At 38.9% G+C, this 15,667-nt stretch carries 12 protein-coding genes and 1 tRNA gene; 12 read left to right on the plus strand and 1 reads right to left on the minus strand.

Annotated elements, in window-relative coordinates; translation table 11 throughout:
* The first annotated feature begins 362 nt into the window (after positions 1 to 362).
* The 7 genes from JET18_RS00965 to JET18_RS00995 all read left to right on the plus strand — a co-directional run bounded on the left by JET18_RS00965 (position 363) and on the right by JET18_RS00995 (position 10,313).
* On the plus strand, positions 363 to 1,043 hold the full coding sequence (locus JET18_RS00965; RefSeq protein WP_202088539.1) for a response regulator transcription factor: 681 nt from the start codon (positions 363 to 365) through the stop codon (positions 1,041 to 1,043).
* Entirely contained in the window at positions 1,044 to 2,408 is a 1,365-nt protein-coding gene (locus tag JET18_RS00970; RefSeq protein WP_202088540.1) for an ATP-binding protein, read from the plus strand. It abuts the gene before it with no gap.
* Between the two features lie 367 nt (positions 2,409 to 2,775).
* Positions 2,776 to 4,017, plus strand: coding sequence for a TolC family protein (locus tag JET18_RS00975; protein WP_202088541.1), 1,242 nt, complete (start codon positions 2,776 to 2,778; stop codon positions 4,015 to 4,017).
* A gap of 3 nt (positions 4,018 to 4,020) precedes the next feature.
* Positions 4,021 to 5,106, plus strand: a complete 1,086-nt coding sequence (locus JET18_RS00980; RefSeq protein WP_202088542.1) for an efflux RND transporter periplasmic adaptor subunit — start codon at positions 4,021 to 4,023, stop codon at positions 5,104 to 5,106.
* A 204-nt stretch (positions 5,107 to 5,310) separates the two neighbouring features.
* On the plus strand, positions 5,311 to 8,409 hold the full coding sequence (locus JET18_RS00985; RefSeq protein WP_202088543.1) for an efflux RND transporter permease subunit: 3,099 nt from the start codon (positions 5,311 to 5,313) through the stop codon (positions 8,407 to 8,409).
* Between the two features lie 239 nt (positions 8,410 to 8,648).
* Complete coding sequence (locus JET18_RS00990; RefSeq protein ID WP_202088545.1) at positions 8,649 to 9,209, plus strand: hypothetical protein; 561 nt, start codon at positions 8,649 to 8,651, stop codon at positions 9,207 to 9,209.
* A 9-nt stretch (positions 9,210 to 9,218) separates the two neighbouring features.
* On the plus strand, positions 9,219 to 10,313 hold the full coding sequence (locus JET18_RS00995; protein WP_202088546.1) for a hypothetical protein: 1,095 nt from the start codon (positions 9,219 to 9,221) through the stop codon (positions 10,311 to 10,313).
* Between the two features lie 412 nt (positions 10,314 to 10,725).
* Here JET18_RS00995 and JET18_RS01000 read toward each other — a convergent pair whose 3' ends face one another.
* Positions 10,726 to 12,225: a DUF4394 domain-containing protein gene (locus tag JET18_RS01000; RefSeq protein WP_202088547.1), complete on the minus strand. Its 1,500-nt coding sequence runs from the start codon at positions 12,223 to 12,225 to the stop codon at positions 10,726 to 10,728.
* 330 nt (positions 12,226 to 12,555) lie between these two features.
* Between JET18_RS01000 and tuf the strand changes: the two genes are divergently transcribed.
* The 5 genes from tuf (at position 12,556) to JET18_RS01025 (ending at position 15,661) form a co-directional block, all read left to right on the plus strand.
* Positions 12,556 to 13,767: an elongation factor Tu gene (gene tuf / locus JET18_RS01005; protein ID WP_202088548.1), complete on the plus strand. Its 1,212-nt coding sequence runs from the start codon at positions 12,556 to 12,558 to the stop codon at positions 13,765 to 13,767.
* 55 nt (positions 13,768 to 13,822) lie between these two features.
* Positions 13,823 to 13,893, plus strand: a tRNA-Trp gene (locus tag JET18_RS01010).
* A 12-nt stretch (positions 13,894 to 13,905) separates the two neighbouring features.
* Positions 13,906 to 14,112: a preprotein translocase subunit SecE gene (gene secE, locus JET18_RS01015; RefSeq protein ID WP_034723808.1), complete on the plus strand. Its 207-nt coding sequence runs from the start codon at positions 13,906 to 13,908 to the stop codon at positions 14,110 to 14,112.
* Positions 14,113 to 14,130: 18 nt separating this feature from the next.
* The gene (nusG, locus tag JET18_RS01020; protein ID WP_034749670.1) at positions 14,131 to 14,673 is read left to right on the plus strand and encodes a transcription termination/antitermination protein NusG; all 543 of its coding nucleotides are present in this window, start codon (positions 14,131 to 14,133) and stop codon (positions 14,671 to 14,673) included.
* A gap of 370 nt (positions 14,674 to 15,043) precedes the next feature.
* The gene (locus tag JET18_RS01025) at positions 15,044 to 15,661 is read left to right on the plus strand and encodes a hypothetical protein (RefSeq protein WP_202088549.1); all 618 of its coding nucleotides are present in this window, start codon (positions 15,044 to 15,046) and stop codon (positions 15,659 to 15,661) included.
* The last annotated feature ends 6 nt before the right edge of the window (positions 15,662 to 15,667 follow it).

Here is a 15,667-nt window from a genome sequence, read left to right on the forward strand (position 1 = left end):
TCGCAAGGATAAACAAAGTTTTTTGAAATGAAACTATTTTAATAAAGGTAAACAAAGGCATTTCATTTAAAAAAGTAAAACAATACCAAAGTTCAACCAGCTCTTTTCTTTTTAATGTAAACAGGGAGGAATAAAATTTCAGGGCTGGAATCCTTGTATTTCGGAAATAAGGGAAACGCCTTTGTTTATCTTACCTAAAGAAATTAAATCAATTCTTTGTTTTTCCTTGCGTGAAAAATCTGCTCAGTAAAAAATTTTGCATGAAAATTCAGCTTAAAATTTAATTAAATCTGTTCATCCGCTTCTAAGTGATAACACAGGAACATAATTTTTTTGTTAAATTCGTATAAAATAAGATCTTGATGAATATTCTTTTATTGGAAGACGACCTCATTCTTTCTGCGGAACTTTGCCGGTTCCTGGAATCCAACAACTTCACCTGTGATAAAATTTATGACGGTGAAACCTTTCTCCGCCAGATCAAAAACAATACCTATGATCTGTATCTGCTGGACATCAATGTTCCTAAAATAAACGGTCTGGATGTATGCCAGACCATCCGTTCTTTCGATAAAAATACCCCGATCATCATTATTTCTGCTTACGGAGATATTTCCGATAAAAAAGATGCATTTACACGACTTGCCGATGACTATCTGGTGAAGCCTTTTCAGTTTGAGGAATTGCTGCTTAGAGTCAATTCACTCTTAAGAAGAAAAGCGCCGTCGGATTCTTCCGATCAGGATATTATCCGGGTAGATGACCTTATCATCAACAAAACGGAGCAGAAAGTATACAGAGCCGGAAATGAAATAGCACTTACGCTGAAAGAGTTCCAGCTGCTGGTTTATCTTGCCGAAGCGCAGGGAAGAACCGTTTCCAAACAGCAGATCACCGAACATGTCTGGGAACATAATTTCAATACCAACACCAATACAGTAGAAGTTTACATCAACTTTTTGAGGAAAAAGATCGATAAGGATTTTAAACTGAAGCTCATTCATACCCGTTCCGGATTCGGATATTACCTAAGCCCATTATAAATGTCTTTAAAAAGAAAGATAGCCCTAACGATCAGTATCGCTTTTTCCCTGCTTTTTGCAATGGTAATGGCGGTGATTTATCTTTCTTTTAATGATTTCAGAAGAGATGAGTTTAAAGAAAGGTTCAGGCAGCGCCTTGAATTTACCTCACATTTTATTTCCAAGTCTAAGGATTTTGAAGAAGAAGCTCCTGTATTTTTTAACGAAAACTCGGACAATATTCTTCTTAATGAAACCATATTGATCTTTAATGCAGATAAAGAACTGATCTACAGCACCATCAAAGACAGGAACGTTACCTGGGATAATGCCCTGCTTAAAGAACTGGATGAAAAGAAACTCATTTACACCGAAAAAACGGTTCCGGAAATTTATGCAGCCCTTCGTAACATCAATGGCGAAAATTACTATATCCTTACCAGTGCTTTGGATACCAACGGGAAATCCAAACTGGAATATCTTAAATACCTTCTGATCACAGCCTATGTGATGAGTACGCTTCTCATCGGATTTTTCAGTTATTATTTTATGGGGCAGTTTTTGCGCCCTCTGGAAGACCTGAATACTGAAATTTCAGAAGTCACAGCCCATAAACTTACAAAACAGATCCCTGTTCAGGACTCTGATGACGAGATTAATGTCCTGGCCAAATCTTTTAATACCATGATTGTAAGACTGAATGATGTATTCCAGTCTCAGAAAGATTTTACCGCAAGTGCTTCCCATGAGATAAGAACGCCCATTACAAGAATGGCATTCCAGCTGGAAAACCTGATCAAGTTTGAGAACCATTCCCCGGAAACCCTGACTTCCCTAAAGCAGATCCAGCGGGATGTATACCAATTGTCTGATCTTACCAACTCTCTTTTACTGCTTACCAAATTTGATAAGGAAAATATCCAGAGCATTTACGAAGAGGTTAGGATTGATGAAGTTATTTTTGAAGCCTTCGAAGCGGTGGAAAAAAGTTATCCGTCCCTGAAAATGGATTTTCTGATCTCGGAAGACACCTCGGAAAACGGTCTTTTAACCATCAGCGGCATCCAGTCTCTGCTGGTGATTGTCTTTATCAATCTTTTTAAAAATGCAGCGGTGTATTCTGATGATACGGAAGTGGATATTCTGATCACTGAAACCATCCATTATCTTACCGTTGATGTGACTTCCCATGGAAATACCATTCCTGAGGAAGAACAGTCGAAATTATTTGAAGCTTTTATGAGAGGAAACAATTCCCAGAATATTTCCGGCTCCGGCCTTGGGCTTCGTATCGTCAAGAGAATCCTTGAATATCACGGTGCCGATATAGTGTACTCTTCTCCTTCTGAGAACACCAATAAATTCAGTGTTATTTTCAACAAATAACAATCAGGTTTATAATTTCCACTTGATGAAATTAATACCTTTTAAAACTTACCTTATTTTCCTGGTTGATTTTCAAAACTAAGCGAAGCGGCTTTGTCTGTCTTATGTAATACCATTCAGCCTAATTCTTTGTTTATCCTTGCGATTATTAAACACAAGGACAACTTAAATCGTTTTCACTTTATTTCCGAAATACCAGAATTGAAATGTATAATGAATATTTTAAATTAATCTTATAAAAATCATCCATATTATCCAGTTTTTCCAATATTCTCAATGGTTTAAATTCAAATTTAATATTTTTTTAAGGCTCCTTTAAGGGCATTTTAATCGCGTAAGGGCAATTTTGTACCATAAAAAAGATAGAATGAACAAAATTGCAGGGCTGTTTATTGCCATTTCCTCATTCATGGCAGGACAGCAGCAGATGTCGCTTTTGGACTGTGAAGAGGCTTTTCAGAAAAACAATCTTCAGCTTCTGGCAGAACAATACAACATTAATATGGCCGATGCAGATATACTGCAGGCCAGGATATGGGAACTTCCACAGCTGAGCGGACAGATCAATGCATACAATCCTGAAGGTAAAAAAGCCTTTGATATAGGCCACGCCAAAGGAGCAGAGATCACCCAGCTGATCTATATGGGCGGAAAAAAGAAAAATGAAATTGCCTTTGCAAAATCCAATAAAGAACTGGCCCAGCTTCAGTTTTCACAGCTTCTTGTGGACCTGAGAACACAACTTCACACGGCTTACTTCAATCTGTATTACGAGAAACTGAAACTGGATAATACCAATAAGCAACTCGGCTATATGAATGATCTTTTAAGTGCTTACCGGGTTCAGTCGGCTAAAGGAAACGTTTCCCTGAAAGATGAAGTAAGACTTCAGAGCCTCGTGATCCAGCTTAATAACGACAAACTAGGTATCAATAAAAACATCCTTGAATTTGAACAGAATTTAAAAGTACTCACAGGAATCCAGGATGAGATCGAACCGCAGCTGTCTGATGCTGATGCGAAAGAGATTCTCGCGGCACAGCCTTTCGGAGATGAAGAGGAACTGAAGAGAAAAGCGCTGGAAAATAATGCCGATTACCTGTATTTTCTGAAATTAATAGACAACAGCAAGCTGTACGCGCAATGGCAGAAATCCCTGAATGTTCCGGATCTGAATGTAGGCGCCGGATGGGATCAGAACGGAGGAACCTTTAAAAATGAAGTGAATCTGATGGTGGGAATTCCTCTGCCGTTATGGAAATCCAACCAGGGAAATGTAGAAAAAGCCAATTATGCCATCCAGCAGAACCAGAAGAATGCAGACTATCGGAAACTGAACCTCGAGACTAAAGTTCAGGCCGCCTATAAAACATGGAAGGGACAATATGATCAGCTTGCAGAGATTAAAACTACAGATCTTAACAATATGGAACTGGTATACGAAGGCATGCTGAAAAATTTCAGGAAAGGAAATGTCAACCTGATAGAATTTACAGATTTCATGGATAGCTACCGCGAAACGGCTCTCCAGATCTATGATATGAAAAACGATATCATGCAGTCTGCAGAAGAACTTAACCAACTCATACAAACGAAAATCTTCTATTAAACAATGAAAAAATATATAATACCTGTACTGATAGCCTTATCCCTGTTGTCTTGTACGAAAAAAGAAGAAAGCAAGGCTCCCCAAGCCAAAAAAGGATTTGAACTAAGCAATACGATGCTGAACTCTATTTCTCTGGCCAAAGCCGAGAAAAAAAACATAGAAGATCAATACAGTTTTTACGGAAAAATATCTGCCGATAAAAACAGCTACATCGATGTATATCCATTGGTAGGCGGAAATGTTTTAAGTGTGAATGCTGAATTAGGGGATTATGTGAAAAAAGGACAGGTGCTGGCGACCATCAGAAGTACGGAGCTTGCCGAGGTGCAGAAAGATGTAAGTGATGCCAAGACTGATCTTGTAGTTGCCCAAAACAACCTGCGTGTAGCCAAAGAAATGTATGAAGGAAAACTGAATACAGAAAGAGAAGTCCTTGAAGCCAGAAGTGTGGTACAGAAAGCCCAAGATCAGATGCAGAGAGCGACAGCTGTAAGTACGGTTTACAATGTGAAAAAAGGAAATATCTATAGTGTTCTTGCACCCATCAGCGGATATGTCGTTCAGAAGAACATCAATAAAGATATGCAGCTGAGAAGCGACAGAAGCGAAAATATTTTTGATGTGGCCAATACCACCAATGTATGGGCCATCATGAACGTGAATGAAGCTGATATTGAAAAAATAAGTCTGGGAATGAAAGCACAGGTTTCTACATTATCTTATCCCGATAAAGTTTTCGACGGAAGGATTGATAAAATATTCAAGATCATTGATCCGGAAACCAATTCAATGCAGGCCAGAGTAGTGCTGGATAATGCCAACGGCCTTCTGATTCCGGAAAGTAAAGCGACCATCAAGGTATCCAGTTCAGAGAATAGCACAGCGCTGACAGTGCCTTCAAAAGCAGTGATTTTCGATGATAACAGAAGTTTTGTGGTCGTTTTTAAATCCAGAACCGATATAAAAGTTAAAGAAATAAAAATATTAAAGCAGGTAGGAGATGTTACTTACATTTCCGAAGGTTTGTCTGACGGGGAACAGGTTATCACCAATAACCAGCTGCTGATTTACCGCTCATTGAACAGCTAAGTCTATTTAAAACCATTAAGATTAATTAAAAAATTAAGCTCCGAATTAGAAATCGTTTAGCTTATTCAGATTCGCCTGCGAATGGCTTAACTATTCTTAATCTCTTCAATTTCCTTAATGGTTCAAAAAACTATTTAAAGTTCAATATTCAAAGAAAAATCAAAAATTTTTCAACGGCTTTTTTAGGTCACCAATCAATCTATCATGAATAAATTCATTAAAAATATAATTGCTTTCTCCTTAAAGAATAAGGCATTTACCTTTATCTGGGTAGCTATTTTAGCCATTGCGGGGTTCATCAGTTTCAAAAATATGCCCATTGAAGCTTTCCCCGATGTTACCAATACCCAGATTGTCATTATAACCCAATGGAATGGCCGTAGCGCAGAAGAAGTGGAACGTTTTGTGACTACCCCCATCGAATTGGCCATGAGCCCGGTCCAGAAGAAAACCAGTGTGAGAAGTACCACGATGTTTGGACTTTCCATTGTTAAAATTCTTTTTGACGACGGGGTGGATGATACTTTCGCCAGAAATCAGGTGAATAACCAATTAAGAACCGTAAGCCTTCCTGATGAGGTGGATCCGGAAGTTCAGCCACCCTACGGGCCAACCGGGGAAATTTTCAGATATACGCTGGAAAGTAAAACAAAAGATTCCAGAGAACTGCTCACCCTGCAAAACTGGGTAATAGACCGTGCGCTGAGAGGTGTTCCGGGGGTAGCCGACATCAATGTTTTCGGAGGCCAGGATAAAGTTTTCGAATTAAGTATTGATCCGAGGGCTTTGGATAAATACAATCTTACACCCCTACAGGTATATGATGCGGTGACGAAGAGTAATTTAAATGTCGGAGGTGATGTTATCGAGAAAAACGGTCAGGCCTATGTGGTAAGAGGAATTGGTCTGGTAAAATCGGTAGCGGATATTGGAAATATTACGATTCAGAATGACAGCGGAAATCCGGTTTTGGTAAAATATGTGGCGGATGTTCATGAAAGCTCGATGCCGAGAGTAGGGCAGGCCGGTCTTAATCAGCATGAAGATACCGTAGAAGGAATCGTGGTGATGCGGAAAGGAGAAAATCCGCGGGAAGTTCTGGTAGGTGTAAAAGCGAAGATCAAAGAACTGAATGAAAAGATCCTTCCGAAAGATGTGAAAATGGTGACTTTCTATGACCGTGACAACCTGATGGATTTTACCACGCATACCGTAATGCATAACCTTATTGAAGGAATCATTCTGGTGACAGTCATTGTCCTTATCTTTATGGCGGACTGGAGAACGACATTCATTGTTTCCATCATTATTCCGCTGTCTTTATTGTTTGCATTTTTATGTTTAAAACTGGCGGGAATGAGTGCCAACCTGCTTTCATTGGGAGCGGTGGACTTCGGGATCATTATTGACGGAGCCGTCGTCATGGTGGAAGGGCTCTTTGTAATGCTCGACCACAAAGCCCTCAAATATGGAACGGAAAAATTCAATAAATTATCCAAAGGAGGCTGGATCAAACAGACGGGAACAGGTTTGGGGAAAGCTATTTTCTTTTCAAAATTAATTATCATCACCTCGCTGATTCCTATTTTCTCATTTCAGAAAGTAGAAGGGAAAATGTTCTCGCCTCTTGCATTTACTTTAGGATTTGCGCTTGTAGGAGCATTGATATTCACCTTGACCCTGGTTCCTGTGCTTTCCCATATCCTTTTGAATAAAAATGTTAAGGAAAAAAATAACCCGTTTGTTAATTTTTGGGACAGAATTGTACTGAAAGGATTCAACTATACCTTTAAACATAAAAGGATGAGTTTAATTGTTGCCATATCTTTCATGGTGGTGACTTTATTCTCCGGAAAATTTTTAGGAACAGAATTTCTTCCCCAGCTGAATGAAGGTTCACTCTGGATCACTGCGGAAATGCCGATGAGTTCTTCATTGAAAGAATCTCTGAAGACTGCCGATTTTTTAAAGAAAGACATTATGAGCTTTCCTGAAGTTACCGATGTTCTTGCCCAGACGGGACGAAGCAATGACGGAACAGATCCCAACGGTTTTGGATTTGTACAGTTTGCTGTTAACCTTAAACCCAAAGAAGAATGGAAACGTAAGATCAGCTATGAAGAACTGATCGAGGAAATTGATAAAAAACTCAGAAGCTATCAGGGAATTACCTTCAATTATTCCCAGCCGATCTCGGATAATGTGGCGGAAGCTGTAGCCGGTTTCAAGGCGGAAAACGGAATCAAGATCTATGGTGACAACCTGGAAACTTTAGACCAGTTGGCCGATCAGGTTTTAAAACAGATCAAAGATGTAGAAGGCGTAAAAGATCCGGGGATTATTAAAAATATTGGCCAGCCGGAAGTAAGTGTCGTGCTGGACAGGGATAAAATGGCGGCTTACGGAGTCATGCCGGATGATGCGCAGTCTGTTCTGGAAATGGCTTTCGGGGGTAAAACGGCTTCAGAAATGTTTGACGGGGAAAGAAAATTCCCGATCCGCCTCAGATACTCCCAGGAATACAGAAAAGATGAAAATGATATCGCGTCACTGATGGTTCCTACCCAGGACGGGGCAAAGATTCCGCTGAAAGAGATCAGTACTATTGTAAAAGATAACGGAGCTGCCTTTATTTACAGGGACGATATTAAAAGGTATATCGGGGTTAAATTCTCGATCCGTGACAGGGATTTGGGAAGTACGATTGCCGATGCCCAGAAAAAAGTAGCGAATATTGATCTTCCCGATGGGTATTCCATTGGCTGGACAGGTCAGTTTGAAAACCAGCAGAGAGCTTCGCACAGACTGGCGCAGGTGGTTCCGGTCAGTATTCTGGGGATTTTCTTCCTGTTGTTCATTCTTTTTGGAAACATGAAAGATTCCTTGCTGGTACTGGCGAATGTTCCTTTTGCATTGATCGGGGGGATTATTGCCCTGCATCTTACGGGAATGAACTTTGGAATCTCAGCAGGAGTGGGAATGATTGCCTTGCTCGGAATCTGTATTCAGAATGGGGTGATTCTTATCACGGAATTCCATCAGAATGTCAAGAACGGGCTGAGTTTGGATAATGCCATATTAAACGGCGTTAAATCCAGAACACGTCCTGTGATTATGACGGCATTGATGGCCTCGATAGGACTTATGCCGGCGGCTTTGTCTACGGGAATTGGCTCGGAATCTCAAAAACCATTAGCCATTGTAATCATCGGGGGGCTTATTACGGCAACCGTCCTTACCTTACTTATTTTCCCGATTATTTTCTGGATTTTTAACAGAAGTAAAAAATTACGATCAATTTAGTCTTGTTTTATATGACTTCGCCCCGGATTTTTCCGGGGCGAAGTTTTTTTAGCTTTATTTTGTATGATTTCAATAAAATAATTAAATTCGGCGATTATTAAAAACACACAATGATTGAAAAAAGAATGAACTTCCGACCTTTCCGACATTTGTAGAAAAGTTTCCCTTTATTCTCAAAAACACAGCCTTACAAAGGCTCTTACTAATAGGTATTAATTTACAAATGTTAAAACACAAATATGAAACGCTACAAGAAATCTGTGCTTTTCCTGTTTGGTTTTCTAATCATTCTGCTCCCGTTGCAGCTGATTTTTAAACTAAATCTCGAAGAGACCTACCCATCCTTTAATTTTCCGGGATTTTCCTCATACCCTATAAAAGACGGAAAGTACATTAAATTTACAAAAACAACTTCCCATGTCATTTTTAAAGATGGGACAGACAGTATTTTATCCAAAAATGATTATCTGGGTGCCAGAATACCAAGAACCATACAGATCACCCTGATGCAGAATTTACTTTTTCCTAAGAAATCCCCGATATTGGATAGCAGGATAAACAGCCTGCCGCTCTATAAAAGAGAACTTTATCTGCTGAAAAAATCTATCCTTAACCGGAATATTAAAAAAGTAGATTTAAACGAAAGCAAAAAATTCATCGTAGAAAAACTAAGAGAAAGGTTCCCGGACAAAGAAGTAACAGGCATGGAGGTGATCAATGAAACTAAAGATTTCGATATCACCACAAGAAAAATGAATGATACAGCCGTCCGTGATACTGTACTGAGTTTCCGATTTTAAAAACTAACGATGATGAATAAATTAAAAGAACTTCCTTTCACCAGTTACCATCCGAGTGATGAGTTTCTGGCTTTTTACCGAATATTTTTCTCTATGTTCCTGTTATGGACAGGCGTATCAGATAACAGCTGGATTCATTCTATTCCGAATAGTGCAATGCATCCGCCTATCAGCTTGCTGTCTTTTATAGACTTCATTCCTTCAGAAGCCTTTTTTGTGGCATGCAGATATATCGTGTATTTCGCATTGCTGATGATTCTGATAGGCTTTAAGCCAAGGCTATTTGCAATACTTTATATGGTGGTGTATGTGCTGGTCAATAATTATGCTTATTCTTTTGGAAAGGTAAATCATGATTTTGTGTATACCCTGCCGATCTTAATTATGGCATTTTCCCCATGGAACAGAAGGTACAGTTTCTTTCCGGAGCCTGAAAAAGAAACGGATGAGCCGGCGAAATCATGGCCTATGTTTATGATGAGCCTGATTTTTAGTTTCGGAATGTTTACCGCCGGGTTTTCCAAAATTTTAGGAGGCTGGCTGAGTATGGATACCCAATACACACAGATCTTTTTCAGTCAGTACCGATATATCCTGGAATGGAAAGATTTTCTTTCGGATGTTTATGATGGGATACACTCTAAGATATTCTGGGAAATCCTGGACTATTTAACCGTCTTTTTTGAAACCATTTTTATAGTATCTTTTCTTTATCCGAAATTTTTCAGGTTGATGCTTCTGCTGGCCATTTTTTTCCATCTGAATGTGCTTCTGATGCTGAATATCTCATTTATGTATTCAATAGGCCTGTATACTCTTTTTATTCCTGCTTATTTGCTTCCCGCGGGTTTCAGAAGTAAGGTGAAAAGAACGCTTAGCCGTATATTTAATCCAAATTACAGAGGAATTGCCATCGCAGTGACCGTTCTGTATGTATTGCTACTTTGGTTCTTTGATATCAATATGATCGGCTTTATATTTAATGAGCTTTTCTCTTTTGTGTCTTTTGGAAATAATTCTACCCCGCTGATCCTGATGGTAGGAGCTTTCTTGTTGGGGCTGTACTTATTGATCCGGTCATTCAGGAAATTTGATGTCAAATAAAAAGAATTATGGGTTCTTAATCTGGCAGTCTCAAAGATTAGAATATTGTGTAAATCTGCAGTGAGGCTGTATAAAAAGCTTCCCAGGAATAATCCCCGAATCCAAAAGTTTCGGGGATTATTTTGTTGTTTATTCTTTAAGACTTATTTTTTCGAGGTTGCGGGTAAAGTAGTAATTTTATTAAACGCAAAGTTTGAAGATCATACTTTATATTTTAGGAATGCAAAGTAGAAAATCAATTGAAATTGATTCGATGAAGCGTGTGGATAAAACGTCCGCTTATTCAGTGGTGCAGCCACACCTCTTTGCTTGCCTTGAAATCAGGAGATATAGCATGAAAGTTTTGCGTTGAAATTAGTCAAAAAAAGGCCGTCTCACTTTTGAGACGGCCCATATTATTATGATGAAGTCTTTAAAATCCTAATCCTACTGCAAACGCTTTTACAGCATTTGGGTAATCGGAAACGGCTGTTGCGGCTCCTGATGAGGTATTAACGGTATACAGTTTTGTAGAAGTTCCCACGGTAGCCATCAGATATGCTTTTTGGCTTACACTTCCGATATCAAAACCGTTGGCATTGGTCACATTGATTCCTAAAGAACCTGTTTCTACAAGAGTTCCGTTATTAGGAGGAGTTTGCTGATACAGTTTATCTGTATTATGATCGATCACGAATAGAGTAGTAGATGTAGTTCCTGCAAAATTATTGGTGTAAGCAGCGGCACTGATCATCGCTGTAACCGGATTGATGGCGGTATCTGCTGCTGTGATGCCTCCGGTAACAGGATCTAAACGGAGATTTTGTCCGGTATTACTTACTACCCGTATTTTATCAACCATTGGATTGAAATCAAATCCGAAATCTGTTCCGGCGAGTAAAGTGGCAAAAGGCGAGCTTCCTACAGCAGTAGCGGCACCGGTTCCCAAATTGATGGTATAAATTCTGCTTGAGCTTCCCAAAGCATACAGCTGGCCATTCAAAGGACGGAAATCTATACCCAGAATATTTTCTCCGGTCTGTAGTCCTGCCACTGTTTTTGAAACCGGCATCGGGTTGTTCGGATTGAAGATCTGCAGATTATTTGAATTGTCAATAGCATAGGCAACAGCTTCGGTTGGAATCGCAAGATCTATAATAGCCTGTGGAAATGATCCTATAAAAGTGGCTTTACCGTTATTCAGATCCAGAGTATGCAATTTTTCGTTTAAAGCGAGTAAAGCTGTGCTGTTATCAAATTTAATATCAAAAGCCGCCTGTCCTGAAAATGTTGCTCCCAGATTTCCTACTTCCACCAAAGTTCCGTTATTCGGAGGATCCTGTTTGAATAGTTTTCCGGAAAGGGGATCTATATCATATAAAACAGTAGAGGAAGCACCCGCTTTGCTGTTCGTGTAAGCTACTCCGTTGATGCTTGGAGTTCCGCTGCCTGAAATATTGGTGTCAGTAGCTGCCACAGCTCCGGTCTCAGGATGAAGTCTTAAATTTTGTCCCGTATTACTTACCAGCCGGATTCTGTCTACCGTAGGATTGAAATCAATGGAAGCTATGGATCCGGAAACGGCAGGACTGAAAGCCGTGGTGCTTATCATTCTTGCAGAGGCGCTGGCTGTATTGATAATGTATAATTTGCTGGCATTTGACAGGGCGTATAATTCTCCGGTAGCCGGTCTAAAATCTATACTCATTAATTTTTCACCGGATGTAATGCCTGTAATGGCTGTTTTAGCTGCAAATGTTTTGGGATTATTGGCATTGAAAGAAACCAGTTCATTCATTCCTGTAAGCCCGTAAGCCATAAGATCTGGCCCGGTTACATTGCTGTCCGGCATCATCGGATCATCAGAATCGTCGCACGAAAAAAAAGTCGTCACGGTCATCAGAACCAAAAAGAAGTGTAATAGTGTTCTCATAATAGTATTTTTAGAGGTTTATACTATGTACGAGAAAACAATTAAAACGGTTTTTTTGGCATGAATTTCAGGGTTTAAAAAATATTTTTGGGATCTATATTATTCAGAACGAATCAGATACTTTCTTTTTTGGAATAAAAACGTTTACAAGGATTTTTTTCAATTCAGAAAAATGTGTAAATTTGCAGTCTCAATACATTGAAATATAAGGTTTGTGCTTCATTGATTTGAATATTGAAACTTTTTTAAATAAAAAGGTTTTGGTATTTAAAAAATCATTATATTTGCACACCGAAAAATTGAAAATAATAAAATAAATAATTTTAAATCATGGCAAAGGAAACGTTTAATCGTAACAAACCACACTTGAACATTGGTACTATTGGTCACGTTGACCATGGTAAAACTACTCTTACAGCTGCTATTTCTGCTGTATTAGCTAGCAAAGGTCTTGCTGAGAAAAAAGACTTCTCTGCAATTGACTCTGCTCCAGAAGAAAAAGAAAGAGGTATTACTATCAATACTGCACACATCGAATACGAAACTGAAAAAAGACACTATGCTCACGTTGACTGTCCAGGTCACGCGGATTACGTAAAGAACATGGTAACTGGTGCTGCTCAGATGGACGGAGCTATCGTAGTATGTGCTGCAACTGACGGACCAATGCCTCAAACAAGAGAACATATCCTACTTTGTCGTCAGGTAAACGTACCTAGAATCGTTGTTTTCATGAACAAGGTTGACATGGTAGACGATGCTGAGCTTTTAGAGCTTGTTGAAATGGAACTTAGAGATCTATTGTCTACTTACGAGTTTGACGGTGATAACTCTCCAGTAATTCAAGGTTCTGCATTAGGAGCTCTTACTGCTGCTACTGCTGCTACTCCTGATACTGAAGACAAGTGGTTCAAATCAGTTGAAGAATTGATGGATGCTGTTGATACTTGGATCGAGCAACCACCAAGAGATACTGACAAGCCATTCTTGATGCCAATCGAAGACGTATTCTCTATTACAGGTAGAGGTACTGTAGCAACTGGTAGAATCGAGGCTGGTGTTATCAACACTGGAGATCCAGTTGATATCGTTGGTATGGGTGATGAGAAATTAACTTCTACTATTACAGGAGTTGAGATGTTCAGAAAAATCCTTGACAGAGGAGAAGCTGGAGATAACGTAGGTCTATTGTTGAGAGGTATTGAAAAAACTGACATCAAGAGAGGTATGGTTATCGCTAAGAAAGATTCTGTTAAGCCACACAAAAAATTCAAAGCTTCTGTTTATATCCTTTCTAAGGAAGAAGGTGGACGTCACACTCCATTCCACAACAAGTACCGTCCTCAGTTCTACGTAAGAACTACTGACGTTACAGGTGAGATCTTCTTACCAGAAGGTGTAGAAATGGTAATGCCTGGTGATAACTTAGAGATCACTGTAGAATTGTTACAGCCAATCGCTCTTAACGTAGGTCTTAGATTTGCGATCAGAGAAGGAGGTAGAACAGTTGGTTCAGGTCAGGTTACTGAAATCTTAGACTAATCATCTTAAAATAAATAAGGCTTCCGGAAGGAAACTCTCCGGAAGCTTTTTATCTACGGGCATCGTCCAATGGTAGGATACCGGTCTCCAAAACCGTTGATCAGGGTTCGAATCCTTGTGCCCGTGCAAATATTAATTATGAGTTCATTTGTTGATTTTTTAAAAGGTTCTTATAACGAATTCAGACATAAAGTTGAATGGCCAAAGTGGTCTGATCTTCAGTCCTCCACTATTGTAGTAACTATTGCTACAGTGATTTTGGCATTATTTACCTTTGGAGTTGATGAATTGTTTTCAAAAGCAATCAGCAACATAATAGGAATGCTAATTAACGTGTTCAACTAAAAAAAATGTTTTCCCATAATGAGCGAATTGAAATGGTATGTGCTGAAAGCGATCAGCGGACAGGAAAATAAAGTGAAAAACTACATTGAGACAGAAATCAAACGTCTAGGGTTTGAGCAGTACGTAACTCAGGTGGTTATTCCTATGGAAAAGGTTATTCAGATCAGAAACGGAAAAAAAGTTCCTAAAGAGAAGCCTTACTATCCTGGATACTTAATGATCGAAGCTGATCTGATGGGAGAAATTCCTCACGCAATTAAGAACATTCCGGGAGTAATATCTTTCTTAAGTTTAACGAAAGGTGGAGATCCTGTTCCCATGAGAAAATCTGAAGTAAACAGAATGCTGGGAAGAATGGATGAGCTTTCAGAATTTGCAAGTGATGTTGAAATCCCATACATTGTAGGTGAAAACGTTAAAGTAATTGACGGACCTTTCAATGGATTCAACGGAACGGTTGAGAAAATTCTTGAAGACAAAAAGAAAATCGAAGTTTCTGTATTGATCTTCGGTAGAAAAACTCCAATGGAGTTGAGCTATATGCAGGTAGAAAAAGTATAATTCATACTTTCTTATAAATATAAAGACCACTGTTTCAGTGGTCTTTTTTTATTCAATAATAAGATCGTTTATCGAATGCCTTTATAAAGACTTTTTTTGTTGCGAATTCTTTAATTTAAAGTTTTATTTTTGATTTATTTTCACTTAATTGTGACTATGTAGTGTATTTTCATCGTAATAAATAATTATTTTTTAATTTATTTTCATTTGGCATGTTTGTTGTAAAGTACTAGCAGATTATTCCATAAAGTTTTACCTTTTTTATGTTTATGCTCTGCACCGCAGAAGTATAGAGGCTTTGTCGGGCTTATTGAAAAACAGGTAACCGTAACTTATGAATTAATAAAACACACACAAAAACATAAGTCCAATGACTAGAATTATTTCGATGGTACTTTTATTAAGTGCTGCATGCATGAATGCACAGGTGGGTATTAATACTGCTAACCCTGAAAAAGAATTATCAGTGAACGGGACTATGAAAACATCAGGAATGGTTTTTAAAAGCCCTTTAGAGAAATTGGGAGCTGATGAAAACTATACTTTTGTGATCAAGTCTCCTGCTCCGGAAAACAAAATTACGGCCTACAATGATTCCTTTGTTCCGAATTCTCCGGCACCCATTAATCTTATTCAGTTTAAAATCACCTGTGATCCTTCAGATAAAGACTGGGTAAACCAGTTTGATACCAAGATTAATTCCAGTAAATTTCTTGTTGTGATCTCATCATTTGGATTTACACAGGCTGTAAGAACTTATTCTGCAGACTGGCTGACTCCGGTGCCTCAGATTTTCGCCTATTCTTCAGGTGGAACCTGGAAACTGAAGGCAGATTACCAGGGTTTTGCCCCGGACAGTTCTTACCCAACGGGTGTATGGACGCTTAATCTTCTGGTTTTTGATAAAGCTTACGCAAAAGAAGTAAATACTACACAGGACCTGAGAGCTTCTACCACTGGTGCAGCTGCGGCTCCGTTAATTCAATAAAAAACA

Origin of the sequence: Chryseobacterium endalhagicum, from assembly GCF_016745235.1 — a bacterium.
GTDB classification, from domain to species: domain Bacteria; phylum Bacteroidota; class Bacteroidia; order Flavobacteriales; family Weeksellaceae; genus Chryseobacterium; species Chryseobacterium endalhagicum.